This window comes from Streptomyces sp. KM273126, from assembly GCF_004337435.2.
In the GTDB taxonomy this organism is placed as follows: Bacteria; Actinomycetota; Actinomycetes; order Streptomycetales; family Streptomycetaceae; genus Streptomyces; species Streptomyces acidicola.
The window spans coordinates 664,730-689,533 of sequence record NZ_SJXB02000002.1 but is presented as its reverse complement, the minus strand read 5'-3'; the positions used below and the strand labels follow the sequence as shown (position 1 = coordinate 689,533).

At 71.1% G+C, this 24,804-nt stretch carries 22 protein-coding genes and 3 pseudogenes; 6 read left to right on the top strand and 19 right to left on the bottom strand.

The window, feature by feature from the left end:
• Positions 1 to 83 precede the first annotated feature (83 nt).
• Together E0500_RS33665 and E0500_RS33660 are read right to left on the bottom strand one after the other, a co-directional pair.
• Positions 84 to 1,127 carry a LacI family DNA-binding transcriptional regulator gene (locus E0500_RS33665; protein WP_131571730.1) on the bottom strand — a complete coding sequence of 348 codons (1,044 nt, stop codon included), beginning with the start codon at positions 1,125 to 1,127 and terminating at the stop codon, positions 84 to 86.
• Between the two features lie 95 nt (positions 1,128 to 1,222).
• A pseudogene (locus E0500_RS33660) lies at positions 1,223 to 1,357 on the bottom strand (aminocyclopropane-1-carboxylate deaminase/D-cysteine desulfhydrase family protein); the annotation flags it as partial.
• A 191-nt stretch (positions 1,358 to 1,548) separates the two neighbouring features.
• Between E0500_RS33660 and E0500_RS33655 the strand changes: the two are divergent.
• Positions 1,549 to 3,177 carry an IS200/IS605 family accessory protein TnpB-related protein gene (locus tag E0500_RS33655; RefSeq protein WP_181587319.1) on the top strand — a complete coding sequence of 543 codons (1,629 nt, stop codon included), beginning with the start codon at positions 1,549 to 1,551 and terminating at the stop codon, positions 3,175 to 3,177.
• A 366-nt stretch (positions 3,178 to 3,543) separates the two neighbouring features.
• Here E0500_RS33655 and E0500_RS33650 read toward each other — a convergent pair whose 3' ends face one another.
• Together E0500_RS33650 and E0500_RS33645 are read right to left on the bottom strand one after the other, a co-directional pair.
• A complete protein-coding gene (locus tag E0500_RS33650) occupies positions 3,544 to 5,001 on the bottom strand; it encodes an alkaline phosphatase PhoX (RefSeq protein ID WP_131568529.1) in 1,458 nt (485 codons plus the stop codon).
• Between the two features lie 205 nt (positions 5,002 to 5,206).
• The gene (locus tag E0500_RS33645) at positions 5,207 to 6,655 is read right to left on the bottom strand and encodes a hypothetical protein (protein WP_131568531.1); all 1,449 of its coding nucleotides are present in this window, start codon (positions 6,653 to 6,655) and stop codon (positions 5,207 to 5,209) included.
• Between the two features lie 451 nt (positions 6,656 to 7,106).
• On the opposite strand from E0500_RS33645, the gene E0500_RS33640 reads away from it, so the two are divergent.
• Positions 7,107 to 8,933: an endonuclease/exonuclease/phosphatase family protein gene (locus tag E0500_RS33640; protein WP_131568533.1), complete on the top strand. Its 1,827-nt coding sequence runs from the start codon at positions 7,107 to 7,109 to the stop codon at positions 8,931 to 8,933.
• Positions 8,934 to 9,002: 69 nt separating this feature from the next.
• On the opposite strand, the gene E0500_RS33635 is transcribed toward E0500_RS33640, so the two are convergent.
• From E0500_RS33635 to E0500_RS33625, 3 genes are all read right to left on the bottom strand, one after another.
• Entirely contained in the window at positions 9,003 to 9,740 is a 738-nt protein-coding gene (locus E0500_RS33635) for an SRPBCC domain-containing protein (RefSeq protein WP_131568535.1), read from the bottom strand.
• A gap of 16 nt (positions 9,741 to 9,756) precedes the next feature.
• Positions 9,757 to 10,452 carry a winged helix-turn-helix domain-containing protein gene (locus E0500_RS33630; protein WP_131568537.1) on the bottom strand — a complete coding sequence of 232 codons (696 nt, stop codon included), beginning with the start codon at positions 10,450 to 10,452 and terminating at the stop codon, positions 9,757 to 9,759.
• 141 nt (positions 10,453 to 10,593) lie between these two features.
• Positions 10,594 to 11,478 (bottom strand): DMT family transporter, encoded by an 885-nt coding sequence (locus E0500_RS33625; protein ID WP_131568539.1) that lies wholly within the window; start codon positions 11,476 to 11,478, stop codon positions 10,594 to 10,596.
• A 326-nt stretch (positions 11,479 to 11,804) separates the two neighbouring features.
• Here E0500_RS33625 and E0500_RS33620 point away from each other — a divergent pair, with 326 nt between their 5' ends.
• Positions 11,805 to 12,884 (top strand): MGDG synthase family glycosyltransferase, encoded by a 1,080-nt coding sequence (locus E0500_RS33620; RefSeq protein ID WP_309505269.1) that lies wholly within the window; start codon positions 11,805 to 11,807, stop codon positions 12,882 to 12,884.
• Between the two features lie 153 nt (positions 12,885 to 13,037).
• Here E0500_RS33620 and E0500_RS33615 read toward each other — a convergent pair whose 3' ends face one another.
• Positions 13,038 to 13,829 carry a polysaccharide deacetylase family protein gene (locus tag E0500_RS33615; RefSeq protein ID WP_399120482.1) on the bottom strand — a complete coding sequence of 264 codons (792 nt, stop codon included), beginning with the start codon at positions 13,827 to 13,829 and terminating at the stop codon, positions 13,038 to 13,040.
• A 93-nt stretch (positions 13,830 to 13,922) separates the two neighbouring features.
• Positions 13,923 to 14,657, bottom strand: coding sequence for an SDR family NAD(P)-dependent oxidoreductase (locus E0500_RS33610; protein ID WP_181587318.1), 735 nt, complete (start codon positions 14,655 to 14,657; stop codon positions 13,923 to 13,925).
• Positions 14,658 to 15,096: 439 nt separating this feature from the next.
• On the opposite strand from E0500_RS33610, the pseudogene E0500_RS33605 reads away from it, so the two are divergent.
• Positions 15,097 to 15,747: pseudogene (locus E0500_RS33605) on the top strand (DMT family transporter); the annotation flags it as partial.
• A 75-nt stretch (positions 15,748 to 15,822) separates the two neighbouring features.
• On the opposite strand, the pseudogene E0500_RS33600 reads toward E0500_RS33605, so the two are convergent.
• From E0500_RS33600 to E0500_RS33580, 5 genes and pseudogenes are all read right to left on the bottom strand, one after another.
• Positions 15,823 to 16,470 (bottom strand): annotated as a pseudogene (locus E0500_RS33600) (antibiotic biosynthesis monooxygenase); the annotation flags it as partial.
• Between the two features lie 483 nt (positions 16,471 to 16,953).
• Positions 16,954 to 17,289 (bottom strand): DUF3618 domain-containing protein, encoded by a 336-nt coding sequence (locus tag E0500_RS33595; RefSeq protein WP_399121031.1) that lies wholly within the window; start codon positions 17,287 to 17,289, stop codon positions 16,954 to 16,956.
• 98 nt (positions 17,290 to 17,387) lie between these two features.
• The gene (locus E0500_RS33590) at positions 17,388 to 17,816 is read right to left on the bottom strand and encodes a phage holin family protein (RefSeq protein WP_131568545.1); all 429 of its coding nucleotides are present in this window, start codon (positions 17,814 to 17,816) and stop codon (positions 17,388 to 17,390) included.
• A 53-nt stretch (positions 17,817 to 17,869) separates the two neighbouring features.
• On the bottom strand, positions 17,870 to 18,622 hold the full coding sequence (locus tag E0500_RS33585) for a hypothetical protein (protein ID WP_131568547.1): 753 nt from the start codon (positions 18,620 to 18,622) through the stop codon (positions 17,870 to 17,872).
• Entirely contained in the window at positions 18,619 to 18,762 is a 144-nt protein-coding gene (locus E0500_RS33580) for a hypothetical protein (RefSeq protein ID WP_165935145.1), read from the bottom strand. Before E0500_RS33580 ends, E0500_RS33585 begins: the two co-directional genes overlap by 4 nt.
• Positions 18,763 to 18,950: 188 nt before the next feature.
• Between E0500_RS33580 and dapA the strand changes: the two genes are divergently transcribed.
• Positions 18,951 to 19,847, top strand: coding sequence for a 4-hydroxy-tetrahydrodipicolinate synthase (gene dapA, locus E0500_RS33575; RefSeq protein WP_131568549.1), 897 nt, complete (start codon positions 18,951 to 18,953; stop codon positions 19,845 to 19,847).
• Positions 19,848 to 19,959: 112 nt separating this feature from the next.
• Here the strand turns inward: dapA and dapD are convergent, their stop codons facing one another.
• From dapD to E0500_RS33560, 3 genes are all read right to left on the bottom strand, one after another.
• Entirely contained in the window at positions 19,960 to 20,961 is a 1,002-nt protein-coding gene (dapD, locus tag E0500_RS33570; protein WP_131568551.1) for a 2,3,4,5-tetrahydropyridine-2,6-dicarboxylate N-succinyltransferase, read from the bottom strand.
• 750 nt (positions 20,962 to 21,711) lie between these two features.
• A complete protein-coding gene (locus E0500_RS33565) occupies positions 21,712 to 22,248 on the bottom strand; it encodes a TetR/AcrR family transcriptional regulator (RefSeq protein WP_131569134.1) in 537 nt (178 codons plus the stop codon).
• Positions 22,248 to 22,568 (bottom strand): multidrug efflux SMR transporter, encoded by a 321-nt coding sequence (locus E0500_RS33560; protein ID WP_131569136.1) that lies wholly within the window; start codon positions 22,566 to 22,568, stop codon positions 22,248 to 22,250. Before E0500_RS33560 ends, E0500_RS33565 begins: the two co-directional genes overlap by 1 nt.
• A 614-nt stretch (positions 22,569 to 23,182) precedes the next feature.
• On the opposite strand from E0500_RS33560, the gene E0500_RS33555 reads away from it, so the two are divergent.
• Positions 23,183 to 23,890: an AbfB domain-containing protein gene (locus tag E0500_RS33555; protein WP_309505268.1), complete on the top strand. Its 708-nt coding sequence runs from the start codon at positions 23,183 to 23,185 to the stop codon at positions 23,888 to 23,890.
• Positions 23,891 to 23,994: 104 nt separating this feature from the next.
• Here E0500_RS33555 and E0500_RS33550 read toward each other — a convergent pair whose 3' ends face one another.
• Positions 23,995 to 24,327 carry a metal-sulfur cluster assembly factor gene (locus tag E0500_RS33550; protein WP_131569140.1) on the bottom strand — a complete coding sequence of 111 codons (333 nt, stop codon included), beginning with the start codon at positions 24,325 to 24,327 and terminating at the stop codon, positions 23,995 to 23,997.
• Positions 24,324 to 24,791 (bottom strand): Fe-S cluster assembly sulfur transfer protein SufU, encoded by a 468-nt coding sequence (sufU, locus tag E0500_RS33545; RefSeq protein WP_131569142.1) that lies wholly within the window; start codon positions 24,789 to 24,791, stop codon positions 24,324 to 24,326. Before sufU ends, E0500_RS33550 begins: the two co-directional genes overlap by 4 nt.
• Positions 24,792 to 24,804: the final 13 nt, after the last annotated feature.

Here is a 24,804-nt window from a genome sequence, read left to right as displayed (position 1 = left end):
CGACAAGCCACAACGAACCCGCACTCAAGCACCGGCCGCGACGGGGCAGACACGGCGAACCGACCGGACCCGCCGACAAGGCGCTACGCCGAGCCCCGCACCACCAACTCGGGCCGCACCCACGCATCCGCGCCGCTCAGCGGCTCCTCGCCCGCGCGCAGCCGGGCGACCTGCTCGACGGCGAGCCGTCCCAGCTGTCGTTTGTCGAGGTGCAGGGTGGTCAGGGCGGGCTCCACCAACTCCCCCAGCGAGAGTCCGTCGAAGCCCATGACGGCCAGGTCGTCGGGCACCCGCCGCCCGGCGCGCCGGGCGGCACGCATGGCTCCGATGGCGATCAGATCGTTGAAACCGAAGACCGCGGTGATCTCGGGCCGGGAGTCCAGCAGTCGCTCCATGCCCGCCTCGCCGCCCGCCACGCTGTGCTCGGGGCACATCACGACCCAGCTCTCGTCCACGGACAGGCCGTGCCGCCGGACCTCGGCCAGGAAGGCCTCCCGCCGGGGGCCGGGCGCGTCGAGCCGGTCGCCGTCCAGCATGCCGATCCTGCGGTGTCCCGCGCGGACCAGATGGGCGATGCCCTGCTCCAGGCCGGCGGCGGCGTCGATGCCCACCGCCGCGAACCGGGTCTGCTGCGGGCCTCGCTCCAGCAGTACCAGCGGCACACCGCCGAGGCGCCGGGCGAGGACCTCGTCCTCGTTCTTGAAGTACCCCACGACCGCGTCCGCCTGATGGGACAGTACGTCGAGTGCCTCCCGCTCCCTGGTGTCGTCGGTGCGGGAGTCCCACACCACCACCTGCCAGCCGCGCTGCTCGGCGGCCTCCAGCACACCGGCGGCCACCTCGGGGAAGAACGGGTTCATCAGGTCCGGGATCACCAGGCCCGCCGTCACCGCCCCCTTGCGGACGAGCCCTCGCGCGAACCGGCTCGGCCGGTAGTCGAGCAGACGGGCCGCCTCCAGCACCCGCTCCTTCGTGGCCGGGTCGATCTCGCCCTTGTCGTTGACCGCCCGGGAGACCGTCTGGCGTGACACTCCGGCCAGCCGGGCGACGTCGTGGATCGTGGCCCGGCGGCGGGGGCCGTCAGGCTGGTCGGTACGCGGCTCCCGCTGCTGGTTGTCGGCCCACACGCTGTGCACTGTATCCGGCTGCCGCGGTACGGGGCCCTGGGTCAGCACGAAGGCAATGCCCCGGGCCCCCGAACGCGGAGGGGCGATGCGCCCGGCTAGAACAGCGCGCTGTACGCGTTGAGCGCGGGCTGTCCGCCCAGGTGGGCGTAGAGCACGGTGGAGTCGCGAACGATCTCGCCCCGGGTCACCAGGTCGATCATCCCGGCCATGGACTTCCCCTCGTACACGGGGGTTGCGGACTACTGGCAACTGACTGTGCACGGGCGTGTTCTGGTGCGCATGAGTGAGTGTCCGGGCTGCGGCACATACGGGCCTGGCAAGAGAACAGAGGTTTCTCTGTCGAATGGGTGACCTTTACCGGTGGTGGTCGTTGGGCGGAGCGAAGGGCTCTTCGACTGACGCGGGGGCGGGGGTGAAAGGGTTGGCCAGGCTGCGGGAGTTGGCGGCGCCATTCGTGGCCCTCGGCCCGTCCGGGGTCGCGGTCCACGACCGGCTCAAGCACCTGACCGCTGAGGACGAGAAGGTACTGCGTCTGGTCGGCGACCATCTGGGCACGCTGGCCTCGCGGGACCTGAAAGCCCGCTGCGGGGCCGGGCTGGAGCACGACAGCGACCAGTGGGCGCAGCGCAAGCGAGCCCTGACCGAGGAGTCCTCCTCTCGCTGGGCCGGGTCGATCACGAAGGCCACCCACGACCAGTGGGCGCTCGCCCGGCGCGGCCAGCTCGCCCACATCCAGAGCCTCGAATCAGGTATCGCGACGATCACCCACCGGCTGTCCCTCCCGGTCGGGGAGAAGGGCAACAAGCGTGCTCCGGGCGGCTACCGCACCCGGCAGGAGTGGTTCGCCAAGACCCGGCGTCTGCACGTACTGGCCGACCGGCTGGAAGTGGCGCGGGCCGACCGGGAGGCCGGAGTCGTGCACGTGGTGCGCGGCGGCAAACGGCTGCTGAACACCCGCCACTATCTGGACACCGCCCGGCTCAACGAGCCGGAATGGCGGCAGCAGTGGCGGGCCGAGCGGCGATTCCTGAAGGCCGACGGCGAGTCCGGGAAGCCGTTCGGCAACGAGACCATCCGCGTCACCCCCGACGGCGCGGTCTCCCTCAAGCTCCCCGCCCCTTTGGCGCACCTGGCCAACGCCCCGCACGGCCGGTACGTGCTCGCCTCCAGGGTGGCGTTCGCGCACCGGGGCGAGCAATGGCGCGACCGCCTCACCGCGAACCGGGCCGTCGCCTACCGCATCCACGAAGACGTGCTGCGCGGGCGCTGGTACCTCACCGCGTCGTGGACGATCCCCCCGGTGAAGACCGTGCCCCTGGCGGCGGCCCGCACGGGCGGCCTGGTCGGTGTCGACACCAACGCCGACCACCTCGCCGCCTGGCGCCTCGACAAACATGGCAACCCGGTCGGCCAGCCCTTACGGTTCGGCTACGACCTCACGGGCACCGCCGCCCACCGCGACGCCCAGGTCCGCCACGCCTTGATCCGCCTGCTGCACTGGGCCAAACGCCACCACCTCGCGATCGCGATCGAAGACCTCGACTTCCAGGAGGAGAAGACCCGCGAGAAGCACGGCCGCCGCAAGCGGTTCCGCAAGCTGATCTCCGGCATGCCCGTCAGCAGGCTGCGGGCCCGGCTCGTCAGCATGGCGGCCGAACTCGGCATCACCATCGTCGCCGTCGATCCGGCCTACACCAGCAAATGGGGCGCCCAGCACTGGCAGAAACCCCTCACCAGCAAGAACCGCAAGACCACTCGCCACGATGCTGCCGCCGTGGCAATCGGCAGGCGTGCCCTGGGGCACCCGATCCGGCGACGGACGGCACCGCCCCCTGCTCACCGGAGTGATGAGCAGGGGCATCGGACCGTCCAGGCCCGACCGGACACCCCAGGGCGCGAGGGACCCCGCCCCCGCATCCCCGGACCACGGACACGATCCGTGCGCGCCGGACGCGGAGCGAACGCGGGGAACCAGGACGCCCAACACCGTTCGGGGCGCCCGGCTGAGCACGAGTCCTGGCAACAGGACTCACTCCCGCTCAGTCTCTAGGAACGGTCGGTGACCATGCCCTCGGTACGGGCCGCGAGGCGCATCGCGTCCGGTCTTCCAATTCCGCCGCATCGGCCCTGGGCCGATGATGGGATTCGAACCCGTACCATTTCTGATTCGGTCCTGAAGTATGCGCTGCCTGCGCACCGGGAGGTGCATGAAGTTGTGGTGCCCAGAGGCCGGCGGAACCGACGTTAATGCTCTCTAACCCTTGAGCCATACCGGCACGTTGTACCGGCGGCGGGACTAGAACCCGCGACCACCCCAGTATCAGTGGAAGCAGGTCCTGCCTTCGCACTTGGACGTGCACCACTACAGAAGGACGGTCGCGGGCACAGCGAACGAATTAATTGCCGCCCGGCAGCATTACCGCTTCTGCCGCTTCCACGGCCCCGTGATGGCGAGCATGATGCCGGGGGTCTGGATGTTGGCGTACAGGGTCTTTCCGTCGGGCGAGAAGGTGACGCCGGTGAACTCGCTGTATTCCGGCTCCTCTTCGGTGCCGATGTTCAGGTCGTTGCGGGCGATGGGGTACGTCCGGCCGCTGTCGGTGGCGCCGAAGAGGTGCTGGACGCCCTCGCCGTCCTCGGCGATGACCAGGCCGCCGTAGGGGGAGACGGTGATGTTGTCGGGGCCGTCGAAGGCGCCATCCGCCGACGGATCAGCGGGGTCGGGGTTGACGCCCAGCAGGACCTTCAGCGTGAGGGTGCGGCGCTTGGGGTCGTAGAACCAGACCTGGCCGTCGTGCTGGACGGGGCTCTCCTCACGGGCGTACGAGGACACGATGTACGCGCCGCCGTCGCCCCACCACATGCCCTCCAGCTTCCGGGCGCGGGTGACCTCACCGTCACCGAACTGCTTGCGCACATCGACGGTCTTCGCGTCGCGGTCGGGGACGTCGACCCAGTCGACGCCGTACACCGTGCCGATCTTCGTGGCGCGGGAGAGGTCGTCGACGTAACGGCCGCCGGAGTCGTAGCACGTGGGTGCCTGGAGGACGCCCGCGTCGTCGGCGAGCGTACGGAACCTGCCGGGGCCGTGGTCGAAGCCCTTCGGCGGGGTCCAGCGGTAGAGGAGGCCGTTGGGGCCGGAGGCGTCCTCGGTGAGGTAGGCGTGGCCGCGCTTGGGGTCGATGACGACGGCCTCGTGGTCGTAACGGCCGAAGAACTTCAGGGGCTTGGGGTCGCGGTTGGCGCGCCGGTCGCCGGGGTCGACCTCGAAGACGTAGCCGTGGTCCTTGGTCATGCCGTTGACGCCGGCCTTGTCGGAGTTCTCCTCGCAGGTGAGCCAGGTACCCCAGGGGGTGCTGCCGCCGGCGCAGTTGGTGGAGGTGCCGGCGATGCCGACCCACTCGGCGACCCGGCTGTCGGGGCGGACCTCGACGACCGTGCAGCCGCCGGACGCGGCCGGGTCGTACACGAGTCCCTCGGTGAGCGGCACGGGGTACGTCCACTTGCTGCGGGGACCCTTGAGCTCGTGGTTGTTGACGAGGAGGGTGGTGCCGCGGGGGCCGGGGAAGGTGGCGGTGCCGTCGTGGTTGGAGGGGGTGAACTCACCGGACTCCAGCTTGGTCTTACCGCTGTAGGTGATGATCTCGTACGTGAACCCGGCGGGGAGCGCGAGGATGCCCTTGGGGTCGGCGACCAGCGGCCCGTACCCGACTCCGCCGCCGTGCCGGTCCGCCGTGCTCTCCCTCGCGCTCTCGGTGTCGGTGGACGCGAGGGCGTTCGGAGCGGAGGCGAGGGAGCCGACGCTGCCGACGAGCGCGACGCCGGCGCCGGTGATCGCGGAGCGTGTGGCGAAGTCCCTGCGGGTGAGCGACATGGTGTCTCCTGTGACGGGGAGGATGCCGTGGAGGGTGGCGGACCCGGTTGTGGGCACACCGTCCCGCTTGCGCCTGAACGGCGGTTGAACGGTGGACGGCGCCGAGGCGTTGCCCTGACATATCTCACCCCCCGACGCCCCCGAGGGTGGGACGGGTAGAGGGGCGTGACGGCGGGGGCGGAAAACCCCTGCCCCCGGGCCCGGCTCACTCTCCGCGCTGCGACCTCGCCTTGAACGCCGCCTTACGGGCCTCCTTGGCGACCTTCTTGTCGGGGTGGAGGCGGCCCATGGCCTCCAGGACGTCCGCCGTCGCGGGGTGGTCGACGCGCCAGGCCGTGCTGAAGAAGCCGCTGTGCTGCCGGGCGAGGCCCTCGACGAGGGCCTGGAGTTCCGCCGAGTTCCCCTCGGCAGCCAGCTGCGCGGCCACCGTGTCGACGGTCAGCCAGAAGACCATGGACTCGGGCGGCGCGGGCACGTCCGCGGCACCGTGCTCGGTGAGCCAGACCCGGGCGAGCCCGCCCAGTTCCGCGTCGTCAAGGACCTCACGGAACGCGGCCTCGACCGAGGGACCCACGAGGGTCAGGGCCTGCTGACAGCGCAGGCGGCGGAGCGGGGCACCCGGGTCGGAGCCCCGCGCGGCCGCCAGCAACTCACGGGCCGCGGCGAGGGGTTCGCGGCGGGCGAGCCACTGCTCCGTCTCCGCCTGGGCGGCCGCCTGCGGGAAGGTGGCCGTACCGTCCAGCAGCGCGTCGGCGCCCTTGTCCGCCAGATCCCCGACCGCGGGCGCCGGAACACCGGCCTCCAGCAGCCTGGCCCGCAGTCCGTACAGCCCGAGCGGGGTGAGCCGCACCATCCCGTAGCGCGTGACGTCGGTGTCGTCGAGCGACGGGGAGGCCTCCCCCGCGGCACCTTGGGCGACGTCCTCCGCATCCGTCATGAGCGCCTCGTCGACGGGCTGGTACGCGACGAGTCCGACCGGCTCCAGCAGCCGGAACTGGTCGTCGAGCCGCATCATCGCGTCCGACACCTGCTCCAGCACGTCGTTGGTGGGCTCCCCCATGTCGTCGGGGACGATCACCGAGGCGGCCAGGGCGGGGAGCGGCACCGGACTGTCGCCGGGACCGTCCTCGCTCACGGTCAGCAGGTAGAGGTTGCCGAGCACCCCGTCGAGGAACTCCGCCTCCGCCTCGGGGTCCCAGTCCAGCTCGGAGAGGTTGACCGGGACGCCCTCGGCCATGGCGTCGACGAGGTCGTCGAGCTCGGGCACGGCCGCGTCGGCCAGTACGGTCTCCAGCGCCCCGAGCCAGATGCCCAGCACGTCCTGGGGCCCTCCGGAGGTGAGCATCCGCAGCTCCGCGCCCGCGGTGACGGTGCCCTCCTCCTCGTCGACGATCTCCACGAGGCCGGTGTCGACGGCCACCCGCCAGGCCTCGCTCGCGAAGGCGGCCGCGTCCTCGCCCGTGAGGCGCAGCTCGGCGGCCGCCTGTGGCAGTTGTTCGTCGATCAACTCGCCTCCGGCGCCCACACGCGTCTCGGGTCCGGCCCAGCGGGCCAGCCGTGCTGCGCGTGAGAGGAGTGGGGTGGCGAGCGCCTCCCGCGCCAGCTCCGCTTCGGAGTGCAGCCGCACCGGGGGCAGGGGGGAGCTGTCTGACATCGGCTGGTTTCTCCTCCGGACGAACATGACGGGCACCTCGACGCCTGGGCACCACGACACCGTGAACCAGGGCTCCACGGCACTACGAGCAGTCAAGCACGAACAAAAAGGGCTGGCAGTACGCGTACCGGGCACCGCGGCCGCCTCCGGACACACGAGAACCGGTGATCGCTCCGTGACACCCGGCAACAGCTCAGCCTAGACGGATTTCCACCCATGCCACCCGGTTCACGGTCCCGTCATGAGCCGTACATGGCTGAAACCTTGACACCCGGCCTGACCAGGCAGGAGATTGACGCGCGTAGAAAATCGTGGGCAGTAATTTCGTGGGCAGCTCCCACGCACCGCTGCCGACCCCGCTTCTACGCGCGTCGCCACCGCCCCACCGGTTGCGTTCGTCCTTCGATTCACCCTTGTTCCACACCCACGCCCGTCCCCGGAGGGATCTCCCTTGCCGAGCAGGAAAACCGTACGCATCACCGCGCTCACCGTCGTCGCTGCCTGTTCCGCGGCGTCCGCCCTGGTGGTCACCAGCACCGCCCAGGCGGAGACCGTGCGCATCCACGACATCCAGGGCACCACCCGAATATCTCCGCTGGCCGGCCAGCAGGTCACGGACGTGGCGGGCATCGTCACGGGCGTGCGGACCTACGGCTCGTCGCGGGGTTTCTGGATGCAGGACACCGAGCCGGACGACAACCCGGCCACGAGTGAGGGCATCTTCGTCTTCACCAGCTCCACGCCGAACGTCGCCGTCGGCGACTCGGTCACCGTCTCCGGCACGGTGGCCGAATACGTGCCGGGCGGCACGTCGTCCGGAAACCAGTCCCTGACGCAGATCTCCCGCCCGACGGTCACGGTGGTCTCCAGCGGCAACGCCGTTCCGGCCGCCACGGTCATCGACGCGAAGTCGGTGCCGGACGCGTACACGCCGACCGGTGACACGGCCGCGAGCGGCTCGATCAACGGGCTCACCCTGGAGCCCACGAAGTACGCCCTGGACTACTACGAGTCCCTGGAGGGCATGAACGTCCAGGTCGCCGACACCCGTGTGGTGACGGCCACCGACCCGTACGCCGAGCTGTGGGTGACGGTGAAGCCGGGCGAGAACGCCGCGCAGCGCGGTGGCTCCGTCTACGGCTCGTACACCTCGCAGAACACCGGCCGGCTGCAGATCCAGTCGCTGGGCGCGTCCGCCGACTTCCCGAAGGCGAACGTCGGCGACACCCTGAAGGGCACCACGGCCGGCCCGCTGGACTACAGCCAGTTCGGCGGCTACACGCTCGTCGCCGACAGGCTCGGCACCCTTGAGCAGGGCGGCCTGAAGCGCGAGACGACGCGCAAGCAGGGCCAGGGCGAGCTGGCGGTGGCGACGTACAACGTCGAGAACCTGGACCCGTCCGACGACACCTTCGCGGCGCACGCGCAGGCGATCGTGAGCAACCTCCAGTCGCCCGACATCGTGGCCCTGGAGGAGATCCAGGACAACAACGGCGCGACGAACGACGGTACGGTCGCCGCCGACCAGACGGTGAAGAAGCTGATCGAGGCGATCGCGGCGGCCGGCGGCCCGACGTACGACTGGCGGTCGGTCGACCCGGTCGACCTCGCGGACGGCGGCGAGCCGGGCGGCAACATCCGCCAGGTGTTCCTGTTCAACCCCAAGCGGGTCTCCTTCACCGACCGCGCGGGCGGCGACGCGACCACCGGGGTCGGCGTGACGAAGGCGCACGGCAAGGCGCAGCTGACGGCCTCCCCGGGGCGGATCGACCCCGCCAACGACGCCTGGAAGAACAGCCGCAAGCCGCTCGTCGGCGAGTTCACCTTCCGTGGCAGGACGGTGTTCCTGATCGCGAACCACTTCGCGTCGAAGGGCGGCGACCAGGCGCTGCACTCGCAGTACCAGCCGCCGAAGCGGAGCTCGGAGACCCAGCGCCACCTTCAGGCGACCGCGGTGAACACGTTCGTCAAGAAGATCCTGGCGGCCCAGAAGGACGCGGACGTGATCGCCCTCGGCGACATCAACGACTTCGAGTTCTCCGGCACCGTGCAGCTGCTGGAGAACGACGGCGCCCTGTGGTCGGCGATCAAGTCCCTGCCCAAGAGCGAGCGTTACACGTACGACTACCAGGGCAACAGCCAGGTTCTCGACCAGGTCCTGATCAGCCCGTCGATCCGGCGCTCCGAAGAGTTCACGTACGACAGCGTGCACATCAACTCGGAGTTCAACGACCAGATCAGCGACCACGACCCGCAGGTGCTGCGGTTCCGGCCGTAGGTCCTTCGGTACGCGACGGAGCCCGGCCCTCGTCAGGGGGCCGGGCTCCGTCGCGTACCGGCACGGGCGTCAGGCGCCGAACACCCCGTTCAGCCAGCTCTGCCAGGCGAGTTCGTTGCGCTTGGCGTCGGCGTCCGGGGCGAAGTCGTGGACGCTGATACCGACCGGGGCGCCCCAGTGGTTGCGGCCGAAGAAGCGGATGAGCGCGGTGTCGGTGCGCAGCCCGATGAAGTACGGGTTGTGGTAGTCGACCACGGCGTCGAGGGCCTGCCCCTCGGGTCCCCGCGCCTGGACACGCGTGCCCTCGGCGGTGTCGTCCGCGAGGCCGAGGGCGCGGCCGACGGCGACGAACGCGTCGGACGCCTTGGACGCCTCGGGCCCGTCGAAGGTGGCGAAGGCGAGCGTGCGGCCGTCGAAGTGCGTGAGGTACTGGCGCAGGGTGTGCAGGTAGAAGTCGGTGTGCTTGCCGGCGCCGTCGTACTGGTTGTCCCAGTCGTCGACGAAGATGCCGCTGTGCACGTACCGCACCCAGGCGCGCCGCCCCTCGTCGCGCGGCTCGATCGTGTAGTCGAGCTGGTTGAGGGTCTGCTCGGAGATGCCCTCCACGTCCTCGACGCGGTTGGTGTACCGGTGCGGCGGGTCCCAGGCGGTCACGGCGGATCCGAAGGGGCCCCGGCCGCCCTCGCGCGGCTCGGGCGCCTCCATCGGCCACAGCCAGCCGCCGGTACCGCTGGTGATGGCGCCCCACACCTGCTCGGGCGTGGCGTCGACCTCGAACTCGCGGGCGATCTCGAATTCCTTGGACATGGCTGGCTCCTGTGCGTCAACTGTTCGTGTCATCGGGGAAGTTCCGGTCATCAGGGGAGTTCCGGTCGCCTTGGGCGTTCCGGGTGAGTTCCGGGGACGCGGGCTCCGCGGCCGGGGGCTCACCGGTCCCCGGTTTGACCGTGGGGTGGACGGCGACGACGATCCGGTGGCCGCGACCACCCTCGGCATCGGGGGCGTCGTACTTGCGGATGAGGGCGCTCACGCCGACCGTCAGCTCCTCGATGAAGGCGGCCCGGTCGGCTGCCGAGGCGAAGGTCACCTCGCCGTCGAGTGCGTAGGTGGCGAGCCGCTTGCGGGCCGTCGCGGCGCCCCTGATCAGGGTGCCGACGTCCCGGACCAGCCGGGCGCCGAGCGCGAGCAGCCAGCGGGCGGAGAGCTGGTCCCGGAAGCGGTCCGGGTCGGGTTGCAGGGCGGCGAGCGCGAGGGGCGAGATGACGTACGACGCGGCGGTCGCGCGCATCAGCCGCTCGGTGACGTTGCCCTTGCGGCGCTCGCCGGCCAGCTCGACCAGGCCGTGCCGCTCCAGCGCCTTGAGGTGGTAGTTCACCTTCTGTCTGGGCAGCCCGACCTTGCCGGCCAGCATGGCGGCCGACGCGGGGCCGGCCGCCAGTTCGGCGAGCAGCCGGGCCCTTACGGGGTCCAGCGAGACGGCCGCCGCCGCCGGGTCCTCGATCACGGTCACGTCCAACATGGCTCCACCCTCACACCGAAAACTTTTTTTGTCCAGACGAGGTGAGTTTTCGGTGGGCTGTTGGGTGCGGCGGCCCAGAGGGACGGTTGCGTGCGCTCGCAGCACGTTGTGGACCGCGGACGCGTGGCTGACTCCCGTCCACTACGGTTCCGCCTCGTCCCAGCTCCGGCCGCCGGCCACCGCGGGCGACCGGGTCAGGCCGACGATGCCCAGCGCCATCAGGCCGACGCCCGCGCACTCGGGCAGCACGCGCCAGCCCAGCGCGATGCTCTCCCCGAACAGCAGACCGCCGAGGGTGACGCTGATCAGGGCGTCTCCCAGAGTCAGGGCCGGCTGGGAGGCGGCCAGGGTGCCGGCCCGCAGCGTCCACTGGAGCAGCAGCAGGCTCAGCAGGCCGGTAGCGGCACCGGCGTAGGTGTGCCAGGTGGTGAGGACCGCCGTGGGTCCCTCCGGGAATCGCCCGGTCACCTCCTTGATGAGCGCGGCGGTGACCGCGAAACAGGCTGCGGTCGCGGTGCCGAGCAGCGCGGCCCGCAGGGGGCCGTGCACACGCCGGGCGGCGGCCACCAGGACGGTGACGCAGCACGCCAGCCCGCCCCCGACGGCGAGCCAGCGCCAGTCGGAGGCCCGCTCACCGCCGGGTGACGGGGAGGCGCTGAGCAGGAAGACCGCCAGCCCGCCGGCGAGCATCACGAAGGACAGCCACGTCCCGGCGCCGGGACGGGAACGGAAAACGGCGGCGCCGATGAGCAGGGTGAACAGCAGTTCGCTGGCCAGCAGGGGCTGCACCACCGACAGTTGCCCGGCGTCCAGGGCGATGACCTGGAAGACAGCCGAAAGCACCAGGGCCGACGCTCCGGCCCACCAGTAAGGACGGCTCAGGAGCTCCGCCAGACGGGCCGCCGCCACTCTGACACCGCGGCCGGAGACCTCGTCGGGCTCGACGGCGGCCCGGCGTTGCAGGACGGACGCCGCCGCGTTGGACAGCGCGGAGAGCAGGGCCATGACGACGGTGAGCGCGTTCATGCGAGTACCTGTCGTTCACGGGAACGGGAAGACCCGCCGGGCGGCCGCCGTACAGCCGGCGGGCGGACAGAGGTGACCAGAGTGAACAAAGACGCAGCCGCCGCACACGGTGATAAATCCTGCCATAACGGCTACGTACGACGGGAGGGTCCTGGTCGGCGTCTGTTGGGCTGCCGGGGCCGCGGACAACTGTTGCTCGCTGCTCGATACGAGGTGACCATGCCGCAGACGCGCTTGTGCCGGTGCCCGTACCTCCCGGCGCCCTGCCTGTCCCCGCACGTTCTCGTGTCCGGGCGGGGCGTCACCGTACCCGTGCGACGCCTGCCGTGAGCCGCCTTCTCGTGGTCAGCGCGAGCATGGGATCGGGACACGACGCGGTTGCCGCCGAGCTGGCCCGGCGCCTGGGCGTGGCCGGGCACGAGGCGGTGCACACAGACGTACTGGAGCTGCTCCCCGCCCGCATCGGGGCCGGGCTGCGCGGTTTCTACCACGCGACGATCCGGCACGCCCCCCTGCTGTACGCGGGCATCTACGCCGCCTTCTTCCGCGGCGGCGCCGGGCCTGAGCCGGGCAGTGCGCCGCTCGTGGCGCTCGCCGAGGACCGGTTGCGTCAGCAGGTGGCAGACAGTCACGCCGACGCGGTCGTTCCGGTCTTCCACCTGGCCGCCCAGGTGACCGGGCGGATGCGGGCCCGCGGACGGCTCGCGGTACCCAGCGCGGTGGTCATCACCGACTTCGCCGTCCACCGCCAATGGCTGCACCGGGGCAACGATCTCAACCTGTGCCTCACCGCGCAGATCGCCCGGGACGTGCGGCACCGCCTGGGACGACCCGCCCTCGCCTGCGGTCCGCTGCTGCCGGACCGCTTCCGCCCGCAGCCGCCCGGCGAGACCTACTGGCGGCAGCGGCTCACGGCCGACGACGGGCGTCGGCCCGTGCTGATGTCCGCGGGCGCGTGGGGGGTGGGAAGCCGGCTCGACGCGACGGCCCGGCTCCTGGTCGGCGCCGGCTACCTGCCGGTCGTCCTGTGCGGGCGGAACGAGCGCATGCGCCGCCTCCTGTCGAAGGTGCCGGGAACGCTTGCCATGGGCTGGGTGGACGACATACCGGGCCTGATGGCGGCCTGCGTGGCACTCGTCGACAACGCCGCAGGGCAGACGGCACTGGAAGCACTGGCCGTCGGTGTCCCGGTCGTCGGGTACCGCCCGATCCCGGGCCACGGAGCGGAGGGAGCGCGCCGCATGGCGGCGCTGGGCCTGACCGAGTACGCCGCGGACTCATGGCAGCTGGTGCAGTGCCTGGACGGCCTCGCCTCGGGCGGCCCGGTACCCGGTCGCCGGGCCGTCGCCGACCGCTGCCTCTTCCAGGGTGACGCCGTGGGCCCGCTGGAACGGCTCTGTGCCTGAGGACAGCTCTGGCCGTTCAGAGGACAGATCGGACCGTTCGGAGGACGACTTCGTCCGTTCAGCAGCGGCGCCAGGCGGTAGGACGACCTGGCCACTACCCACCACCCCGGACCCGACCCACAACACATACGGATGGATCGACATGTGGATGGATCATCGGGCTCGCGCGTCGTCGGCAGATGCCGGGCTCTCGACGCCGTGCTCGCCGAGCGGCCCGACCGTCAGGCCGGCCGCCCGGCACGCGCCCACCAGCCCGGGCAACGCGGCCAGCGCCGCCCGCCAGCAGCCCGGTGCCGCATGGCGGTCGGTGTCGTGCAGCACCACCGTGCCGCCTCCCCGCAGGTCCGCCAGGACGGTCGTCGCCACGGACTCGGCGGTGGCCCGGGCCTTCCAGTCGCGGCCCCAGGCGGTCCACAGGACCGGGCGCAGCCCGGTGCGGCGCGCGGCCAGCAGCCGGTCGCCGGTCAGGATGCCGTACGGGGGCCGGTACCAGGTGGGAGGTGCACCGGACACCTCCGCCACCACGTGCGCGGCTCGCGCCAGTTGCCGGGCCTCTCCGGCCGGCGCCGGCCGCCATGGGCGGTTGTGCGTCCAGCCGTGGACGGCGATTTCGTGACCGCGCCGGACGATGTCGTGGCTCAGCCGCCGGTGCCACAGCACCTGTTCACCCACCACGAAGAACGTGGCACGGACCGACAACTCGTCCAGCGCGGCCAGGAAAGCAGTCGTGGAGCGGGGATCGGGACCGTCGTCGAAGGTGAGCGCGACGTGGTCGCTGCGGCCGACGCCCGCCAGGGCAGGCAGCCATGCGCGCCGGGGGCCGGAGAGCCAGGTCGCGGCGGGCACGATGTGGGCCGCGGCGACGAGTGCCGGGACGACGCCGACGGCCGCGCGCCACGACCGGCCCCGATGCACGCCGTCCCGCATGTCCTTCTCCTTTGGCATCCAGACCGCTCCGCTTGGCCTCCAGACCGCTCCGCCGCCCGTATCTTCTGTGCAGCGCGCTCTTCTTCTGTGCAGCGCGCTCTGTCGTCGCGTTCAGCCGAACCGAGCCGCCAGGCGCCGGTACGAGGAGGGCGCGAGGCAGCGAACCGCGACCGGCACACGGAGCCAGCCAGGCACGAACACTTCGTGGCGTTCCCTGCGCACGGCCGCGACGACTGCCGCGGCCACCCGTTCGGGCGGGATCGGACGCGGGCGGCTACGGCAGTAGGGCACCCCTCGCCGGGCGAAGAAGGGAGTGTCCACCACACCCGGCACGACGTGGGTCAGCCCCACTCCAGTGCCCTTCAGCTCGTACCGCAGCGCGTCGGCGAAGGCGCCGAGCCCCGCTTTCGCCGCGGAGTACACCGCTTCCTCCCGCACTCCGACGCACCCCGCGACGGAGCCGATCAGCACCAGCCGGCCTCGGCGCCGCTCCACCATGTGGGGCAGGACCTGCCGGACCAGATGCACCACCGAAGCCAGGTCCACTGTGAGCAGCCGGTCCACCTCGCTGCAGGGCATCGAGGTGAACGGCCCGGCCCAGCCCACACCGGCCGCGGCGACGAGCAGATCGAGGACGGGAACCTGCTGAAGGGCCCGGTCGGCCAACTGCCGGGCGCCGTCGGCGCTGGACAGGTCGCAGGGAATCGCGACACCGGACGTCTCGTGCGCCACCCTGTCCAGCCGGGCCCGGTCACGTCCGGAGACCAGCAGCGCCCACCGCTCTTTCGCCAGGGCCCGCGCGACAGCCGCCCCGATCCCGGAGGAGGCACCCGTCACGAGCGCCACGCCCGTCGTGGGCACGGTGCCGGGCAGGAGGGCGGACCTGGCCGGGTACGGATCCGCCGTGGAGCGTCCCAAGGTGACCTCCTTGACCGATGGGCTCCAGTACGGCGTCGGAGTCCGCCGACCGCCCGCGAGCGCACCTCTCCGCCCCGACCATTCCGCGCATCCGGCGATGACAACGACCATCGAGGGGTAGCCGGAGCTCACGGCTTTCAAACGTGCGGCGACACACGGACCAGCGGTGCGCGAGCCGAACCGGCGCGGCCGGCCCCGGCCCGCGCCGACCACCGAGGTGAGCGCCCGCTGAGCGATGTGCCGTCCCCGGGACCGGCACGCGACGGCCCGGCGATAAGCCGCGTGGGTGACTTTGCGGAACGGTCCTGGCCGGACTCCGGCCGTCCAGAACCTTCGCACGGCGGCCCCGGCAGGAGGATGACTGGCCGTGGTGTACCTCTACAGCCTTCCCGCCGCGTGTCTGCTGGGCTTCGGCTTCGTGCTCCAGCAGCACGCGGCCGAACGCGAACCGCTGTCCCTGATGCTGTCCTACCGACTGCTGCTGGACCTGATGCGGGTGCCACTGTGGCTGGCGGGCATCGGCTGCATGGTCATGGGCCAGATCCTCGGGGCACTCGCGCTGACCCACGGCAGCCTCGCCCAGGTCGAGCCGTTGCTCACCACGAACCTGCTCTTCGCGATGGCTCTCGCCCGGTGGATGGGCGACCAACCGCTGGGCTGGTCGGGCTGGCTGGGAGTACTGGCCCTCAGCGGCGGAGTGGCGGCCTTCATCCTGGCGGGGCACCCGCACAGCGGCCAAGGCCAGGTCAGCGTGGTGCGGCAGTGGCTGGTGATCGCGTGTGTCCTGGGGGTGGCCGGAATCCTCGTGGGCATCGCCCTGCACCTGCGACTGCTGTACCGCCCACCCCTCCTGGCCGCCGCGGCCGGCACCCTCTACGGCCTCCAGGACGCGCTCACCCGCGTCTCCGGCGGCATCGTTCGCGACAGGGGAGTCACCGGACTGCTCGTCTCGTGGCAGCCCTGGGGTGTCCTGGCGCTGGCGGTGGTGGGTCTGCTCCTGGTGCAGAGTGCCTTCGAGGCCGGGCCGTTGCGGCTGTCCCTGCCCGCGCTGACCGCTGCCGAACCGCTGAGCGGCATCGGCTGCGGCATCGGGTCCGGGCCACGTCTGCACCCGCTCCCACTGCTCGCGGGCCGCCGGCGTACCGATCCCGTCGCCGGGTGCGGCGAGGGCGTCGATGTGGGCCTGGGCGGTCTCCCACTCGGCGTAGTTGAGGACCCTGGTGCCGTCGGTGCCGAGGTGGAAGTGGGCGGAGATGCCGCCGGGGTGCGGGTTGGGCTCACTGTCGAGCGCCCCGAGGACGGCGTCGACCCAGGCGCGCTGCCGGTCGGGGTCGGGGCCCTCGAACTCCACGTCGACGATCACGATGCAGCCCGGCACCGGAGCCTCGTCCCGCGTCAGGCCGCGGTAGCGCCGGTACCGCCCGAGCCACTGGCGTTCGATACCTGGCACGGCGGTGTCGATCTCGTCGTTGCGCTCCTGCCGCCGAGTCTTGACGAAGGCCTCGTACGCCTGCTCGTCGGCCCACTGCGAGTAGTGGAGCAGGGTAGAGCCGTCCAGCCCGGTGTAGACGTAGTAGCCGAGCAGCCCCTCGGCGGGCCAGGGCCGCCGCTCCCAGGTGGCGGCGATGGCCTCCACGGTCTGCCGCTGCCGCAGAGGTGTCCCCACCTTCCAGGTACTGAAGAAGGGCGCCCCCGCCCGGGGATTGTCGAGTTCGGGGTGTACGTGGGTACGACGGGTCATGCCGGCCTCCGGCGATCGGTACGGGTGCGTGTACCGATCACCCTCCGACCTCAACCAAGATTCAGGTCAAGCCCGAATGCCTTCTGGGTGACCGGGGCGTCTCGTCTGCCGGGTTCTTGCCGATGGTCGGGCGCGGGTTCGTTGCGGCTTGTCGCGCCCACGCGGCGGAACCGCATATTCAACACAGCCCCGCACTCCTTGGAAGCATGGGCACACCGAAGGCTGACTGTGGCATGTGCGGACGCGTTCACCGGCCCGCGGTCGCCCGCGTACGCGAGGGGGTGTGCCGGGAGGTGTCCGCCCGCAGCGGCCGGCGTCCGCCGCCGAGTGCATACTCCCCCACAGACCCGCCGGACCGAGGACGGAGACCTCCCGGCGCGCACCCGACCCACGAAAACACGTACAGGCGACGCGAACCCCCACGACGGAAAGCCACCCCGCACCTCAGGCACCCACCCCGACCCAGCCGCCGGAGACACTCGCCTACATACGCCGCATCCGCTGGACGCGCCGCGCGACGTCACGACGGAGCGCCGAAACAGAACGGCGCCGCCCACACATCACAGCCCGCGACGCCTCGCGCTGCCGCCAGACCACCCCGCCGACGGCCGCCGCGGCGACGCCCGCACCCACACCGCCGATCACCACAACCCGCCGCACACGCGGCACCCGTTCCCGCACGGAGTGCGCCGCATGGGAGGCAGAGCCCCTCAGCTCCGCCACCTGGGCCCGAGCCCGCGCCTTCACATCGGTCTTGGCAACCAACTCCTCAACGGTGTCGCCGAGCTGATGACGCGTCATCGCGATCTGCTGCCGCAGCTCGTCGGGCCCTTTGGCCCCGGTCGAACGAGGAGGCTGTGGCGCGCCCCTCGAACCAGCCGAGCCCGTCGAACCAGCCGAACCGCCGGAGGTACTCGTCATCGGTGCGCCCTTCCCTTGATCTCCTCGACATCCGCCCTGAGGCTGCCGATGGCCTGCGCGGGCGTGGCCGGCTTGGCGCGGCGCAGCTGAGTGCGCCCGGTCGCCGCCAGCACGGCCGCGATCACGAAGAGCGCCCCCGCGACGATGAGCGCGGCGGCCCACACGGGCAGCACCAGCGCCAGCGCGGCCGCGGCGGCACCCGACAGAGCCATGAGGCCCACGTAGCCGATGGCGCCGGACGCACCCAGCAGTCCGCCACCACGCCCCGCGCGGCGTCCCTTCGCGGCCAGCTCCTCCTTGGCGAGAGCGAGTTCCTGCCGTACAAGCGTGGAGAGCTGTTCGGTGGCCTGCCCGACCAGTTCGCCGACGGAATGGTGCTCGGCCGCCGTGGGTCGTGCGGGCCTGGTGTCCAGGGTCCCTGTCACTGTGTCCCGCCTCCTCTCGTCCGGGGCGCTCCGAGTACCCGGCCCGGGCGGCGTTACCCCTGCGGAGGCGATCCCTGCGGCGGCGCCCCGGGTCCACGTTCGCCGAGCCTGGCCAGCTGGCCCTGGAACCAGTCGAGCCGCGCCTGGAGCAACGCCGCCTCTGCGACGAGTTCGGGGACGCCCAGATTGCCGGACAACCGGGCGGGACCAGACGAACCGCACGATTCATCCGCCACCGCGCCCGCAGCCGCAGCAGCAGCCGCAGCCGCACCCTCAGCAGCCCGAACCCGCAGCCCCTCCCCCGCCAGCCGGGCGAAGGAGGCAAGCGACACCGACGTACGCCCGCGGACGCAGCCCGCGCACGCGGCGGTCAGCGCGCGCCAGCCCGGCCGCCCCCAACCGGCGTCAGCCAGGGCCACGGCCGCCGCGCCGCACGCGCACGGCCCGACCGTCGCACACCTCACCCGCTGGCGCGCGTACCGGAAGCCGAGTTCGAAGCGGATGTACGAGCCGAGCACGGAGACCTCCAGCAGCACGGCCGAGCGGTGCTCGCCGGTGCACTGCAACGCCTCGGCAGCCGCGCGGTCGTGCACACAGTGGAAGCCGCAGTCGCACAGGCGCGCGGGGGCACGGTGCCTGAGTCCGTAGACACACCGGGCCTCGTCGAGGACCCCGTACGGCAGCGCACCACCCAGCGACACCCCGGTGAAACCGGCCCGTGTGCCGTCCTGGGACAGCATCGGGTGGGCGATCTTGTATCCGGTCGGCGGCTCCGCCGGACGTTCCTCGGGGAGCCGCAGCCTCATCGCGCGACCGGTACCTCTTCAGCCGCGGTCGCCTCCGACTCCTTGGCCCCCGCGGTCTCTTCGGGGAGTCGCAGTTCCTCCTCGTACGACTGGTCCTGCTCCTCCGCGACCCCGGTGGCGAGTGCCTTGCCGAGCCTCATGACGCCTCCCATGACCGTGACGTGACGTTGCTGACCGTCATGGCCATGGTGACCCAAAAGGGGCGGCTCCGCAGCAGGGCCTCTCACCTCGGGTCAACGACGCACGGCACGTCTCCGTAGCAGGTCTGACCGACATCTCGTAGAAGAATTAAGTAGATCTTCACCGTGACCGTGCCGACACTACCCCCATGACGACTCCACGCCCCGCCCCCTTCGGCCGTGCGCTCTGCGCGATGATCACACCCTTCACCGCGGAGGGCGCACTGGACCTCGACGGCGCGCAGCGGTTGGCCGACCGGCTGGTGGCCGGGGGCTGCGACGGTCTGGTCCTGTCCGGTACGACGGGTGAGTCGCCCACCACGTCGGACACGGAGAAGGCGGAGCTCGTGCGTGTGGTCCGGGAGGCGGTCGGGGACCGGGCCCATATCGTCGCGGGCGTCGGGACGGCCGACACGCGGCACACCGTGGAGTTGGCCCTGGCGGCCGAAAAGGCGGGGGCGGACGGCCTGTTGGCGGTCACGCCGTACTACAGCAGGCCCCCGCAGGACGCCGTCGAGGCCCACTTCCGCGAGCTCGCCGACGCCTGCGGGCTGCCGCTCGCCCTGTACGACATCCCCGGCCGCACCGGCACCCGCATCGAGCCGGAGACCATGATCCGGCTGGCCGAGCACCCGCGGATCGTGGCGGTGAAGGACTGCGCGTACGACCTGCTGGGCACCCAGAAGGTGCTGGCCCGGACAGGAATGGCGTACTACACGGGCTGCGACGAGTACGTACTGGCGCTGTACGCGATCGGCGGGACCGGGTACATCAGCACCGTTGCGAATGTGACACCCCGTCACTTCCGGGCGGTCATTGACGCGTTCGACGCGGGAGACACCGCCGAGGCCGCCCGTCGCCAGCGGCTCACCATCCCGCTGACCGAGCTGATGATGGGTTCCGGCCTGCCCGGCACCGTGACCGCGAAGGCGCTGCTCGGCCGGCTGAGGCTGCCCGCCGGCCCGGTCCGAGCGCCGCTGCGGCCCGCCGGCCGGGAGCCGTCGGACGGGCTCCTGGCGGCATACGAGGTGTTGGTCGCCGCCTGACCACAGCATCTCGAAGAAAGCCGGGCGCCCTCCCGCAAGCCGCAGGAGGGCGCCCATCGTCCACGGCCCCATGGACCGTGCGGACCATACGGTCCGCACGGTCCATGCGTTCTCAGTTGTGACTGTGGAGGATCTCGTTCAGACCGCCCCAGACCGCGTTGTTCGGGCGGGCTTCGACCTTGCCGGTGATGGAGTTGCGGCGGAACAGGATGTTCGAGGCACCGGACAGCTCACGGGCCTTGACGATCTGCCCGTCGGGCATGGTGACGCGGGTGCCGGCGGTGACGTACAGGCCGGCCTCGACGACGCACTCGTCGCCGAGCGCGATGCCGACGCCCGCCTCGGCACCGACGAGGCAACGCTCGCCGATGGCGATGATCACGTTGCCGCCACCGGACAACGTACCCATCGTGGAGGCGCCACCGCCGATGTCGGAACCGTCGCCGACGATGACACCGGCGGAGATGCGGCCCTCGACCATCGAGGTGCCCAGGGTGCCCGCGTTGAAGTTCACGAAGCCCTCGTGCATCACGGTGGTGCCCTCGGCGAGGTGCGCACCGAGTCGCACGCGGTCCGCGTCGGCGATACGGACGCCCTTCGGGACGACGTAGTCCGTCATGCGCGGGAACTTGTCGACGGACGTCACCTGGAGGTGCAGCCCCTCGGCGCGCGCGTTGAGCCGGACCTTCTCGATGTCGTCGACGGCGACCGGACCGAGCGAGGTCCAGGCGACGTTGGCGAGGAAGCCGAACATGCCGTCGAGGCTCAGGCCGTGCGGCTTGACGAGCCGGTGCGACAGCAGGTGGAGGCGCAGGTAGACGTCGTGCGCGTCGATCGGCTTCTCGTCGAGGGAGGCGATGACCGTACGGACCGCGACCACCTCGACGCCCCGGCGGGCGTCCGGGCCGATCGCCTTCGCGGCGCCCTCACCGAGCAGTTCCGCGGCCTTCTCGGCGGACAGCCGCTCACTGCCGGCCGGGCCGGGGCCCTCGGCGGTCGCAGTGGTCAGCTCGGGCGCGGGGAACCAGGTGTCGAGAACGGTGCCGTCGGCGGCGATCGTGGCGAGACCGGCGGCCACGGCGCCGGTGGTGCGAGGAGCAGTCGTGTCGGTCATGAGGGCAACCTAACCGGCCGGGGGTCGTGGAGGCGAACCGGTGGGAGGGGCGTCTCATGTGCCGGTCGCAGGTGCGGGTGGGGCGTGGCGCGCGCCCGGGTTTTCTCGCCCCCGCCGCCCCTACCCATTCCCGTCCCTTCTCTGGGGGCTGCCGCCCCCAGACCCCCGCTTGTCGGCCTGAACGGCCTCGTCCTCAAACGCCGGACGGGCTGGGTGGTGCCTGGCCTCGGCTGGAAATCCCCAGCCGGAGGGCCCCAGCCATCAGCCGGAGGGTCCCAGTCCCCGGCCGGAGGGTCCGGAGCCTCGGCCGGAGGGCCCCAGCCCCCGGCCGGAAGGTCCTGGCCCTGGCTGGCAAACCCCCGGCCCCGACCGGCAAAAACCCAGCCCCACCCTGTGCATTCCAGCCCGCCCGCATATTCCAGTCCCGCCCTGCGCATTCGAGCCCGCCCGCACATTCCAGCCGCCCGCACAATCCAGGGCCGCCCGCACACTCCAGCCCCTCCGGCGTTTGAGGAGCGGGGGTCCGGGGGCCGGCCCCCGAACGGGGTCCGGGGCAGAGCCCCGAAGAGGGGGCCGGGGGCGGAGCCCTGAGGCACTGGTCCGGGGCGCAGCCCCGAAACCGGGGGTCCAGGGGCGCAGCCCCCTCGGCCTGGGTCGAAGGGGCGGAGCCCCTGGGGATGGGACGGGTAGGGGCGGCGGGGGCGAGAAAACCCCCAGCGCCCCGCACGCACACCCGTACCGGCCACCACATCACCGCATCACACGCCCCAACATCTCCCGCGCGTACTCCTCGTCATACGGCACCCCCGTCAGCAACACCTGCAGACAGATCCCATCGATCAGGGCAACCAGGGCCCGGGCCGTGACCGGGTCCGTACGGCGGGCGATGAGCTCGGCGAAGCCCTGGGCCCACTCGGCCGCGACGGGCCGCAGAGCGGGACGGCGCAGGGCCGCGAGATAGAGCTCGTACTCCAGCTCCACGCCCGTACGGTCCCCCGCGAGCCACTCCCCGGTCAGCGCCGCGAGCTCACCGGCAAGATCGGTCCGAGGGTCCTCCAGCGCGCCGCGCGCGGCGACGACCTTGGCGAAATCCTCGTTGGCCTGACGCAACGCGGCGACCATCAGTTCGTCGAGGGTCTTGAAGTGATACGTCGTCGAGCCGAGCGGCACGTCCGCCTCCACGGCCACCGTACGGTGACTCAGTCCGGCGAGGCCGCGCGCACCCACGACCCGGATCGCGGCGTCGATGATCCGCTGGCGTCGCTCAGGGTCGTAGCGGCGGGGCATCAGTGCGCGCCTCCCAGGTTCAGCACGACCACTCCCCCGATGATCAGCGCGAGCCCGGCGACCTTGGCGATTCCCAGGCCTTCCCCGAAGAGCGCCAACCCGATCAGGGCGATGGTCGCGGTGCCGACTCCGGACCAGATCGCGTACGCCGTGCCGATGGACATGGTCTTCAGGGTCTGCGCGAGCAGCACGAAGGACACGGCGTACCCGAGGAGGGTGAGCAGCGAGGGCCACAGCCTGCTGAAACCGTCGCTGTACTTCATGGCGGTCGTGGCGGCCACCTCGGCAGCGATGGCTCCGGCGAGCAGTACGTATCCCATGAGGGCGAGTGTACGGATCGATGCGTACGACCGTACATATCGCGGGTGTACGCCGACCGAACATCTCGCGCCCACCACCGACATCGGCCCCGCGAGCGCAACACGCACACGTTCGTGGAACCGCGTCTCAAGTTGGTCACGTTGCCCGCTGACGTCATCACGTCAGGCGGTGAGCCGGAGCCAGGAGCGCCCCGGGAAAGGGATGTGAATGTGACGCAAAGCCTCAACTCGCATCAGGGAGCCCGGGATTCGCCGAGAAACCGCTCTCTGAAAGGGCTGCCTGCTACCCACGAGTTCCACTACTGTTTCACCGGTCACGCACCCGGTAGTCGCGGCCACAGCCGTTCCGCGTGTCGGTGACCCCCTTTCCTCCTGTGCCGATACCGGACGTCTGACGACTCCGGACGACGATTTCGCGTACGCCTGTGGCGACGCTGAGGGAACCGCGCATGCCAGATGAAAAACCCGGATTCACTCCGGAAAACCTCCCCGTGCTCTGGAACTCGCCCCCGAAGGTGTGGGAAACCGGTGAATCACCGGATCAGACCCGGGTTCCGGGCACACGTCGGCTCTGGGCGGCCGGCGCACTCGCCGTGGCGGTCCTGTTAGGCAGCGTGACCGCGTTGGCCCTGCAGGAACCGCCTACCGAGAACTCCGCTCGGGAGCGCACGGCCCGCACGACGGGGGCCGAGGAGGCGATCGTGCCCACCGTCGCCCCCGCCGCTCCGGTCGGCAAGAGTGGTCTGTCCTCCCCGCAGCCCACCGCGTCGAAGAGCGAGGCCTCGTCCGATTCCCAACAGGGCGGCGCGAAGCCCGAACCCGAGCCGGAGCCGGAGCCGTCGAAGTCGACGAGCCCCAGCAAGAAGCCGCCGTCCTCCTCCCAGCCCTCGACCTCGTCGTGGAAGTCCATACGGGCCGTCAACTACCCGGACCGCTACTGGCACCTGAGGAGCGGAGTGATCCAGCTGGACCGGGTGAGCTCCCGCAGCGGCGGCGAGGCCAGGGAGGACTCCACCTTCCAGGTCGTCTCCGGCCTCTCGGACTCCTCCTGCTACTCGTTCCGCATGGAGGACGGCCGCTACGCGCGCCACCAGAACTTCCGCCTCCGCGTCGACCGCAACGACGGCTCGAAGCTCTTCAAGCAGGACGCCACGTTCTGCCCCCGCCGCTCCTTCAACTCGGACGCGATCATGCTGGAGTCCGTCAACTACCCCGGCCGCTTCCTCCGCCACAGGGACTTCGTCCTCCGTCTCGACCCGATGGAGAACAGCCGGCTGTACTGGTCGGACACGGCGTTCCGACTGGTGGACGGGCTGGCCTGAGCCCCTCCCCCGTGAACAGCTGACGCCCCGTAGATGACGGTGACGACTGTGGCCCCCGGCAATACGCCGGGGGCCACAGTCACACATGTGATGAGCGGGTGCTCTCAGACGTTGAACCCGAGCGCGCGGAGCTGCTCCCGGCCGTCGTCCGTGATCTTGTCGGGGCCCCACGGGGGCATCCAGACCCAGTTGATGCGCAGTTCGCTGACGAGGCCGTCCGTGGCGGACTTGGCCTGGTCCTCGATGACGTCCGTCAGCGGGCAGGCCGCGGAGGTCAGGGTCATGTCGACGGTCGCGATGTTGGCGTCGTCGACGTGGATGCCGTAGATGAGGCCGAGGTTGACGACGTCGATGCCCAGTTCGGGGTCGACCACGTCCATCAGGGCCTCACGGAGCTCCTCCTCCGAGGCCGGCTTCATCTCCACGGTGTCACTCATGCCGTCTTCCTTTCGGCGTCGGCTCCGCCCAGGGCCTGGGCCGTCGCGTCCTTCCACGCCATCCAGCTGAGGAGGGCGCACTTGACTCGGGCCGGGTACTTGGAGACTCCGGCGAACGCGACCGCGTCCTCCAGGGTCTCCTCCATCTCGTCGTCGGGCTCGATACGGCCCTTGGACTGCATCAGCTCCAGGAAGGTCTCCTGGATCTTCTGTGCCTCGGCCAGCTCCTTGCCCACGAGAAGGTCGTTCAGCACGGAGGCCGAGGCCTGGCTGATGGAGCAGCCCTGGCCCTCGTACGAGACGTCCTTGATCGTCGTGCCGTCGTACCTCACACGAAGGGTGATCTCGTCGCCGCACGTCGGGTTCACGTGGTGCACCTCGGCGTCGCCATCCCGAAGACCACGCCCGTGAGGGTGCTTGTAGTGGTCCAGGATGACGTCCTGGTACATGGAGTCCAGCTTCACGGTTTCAGCACGC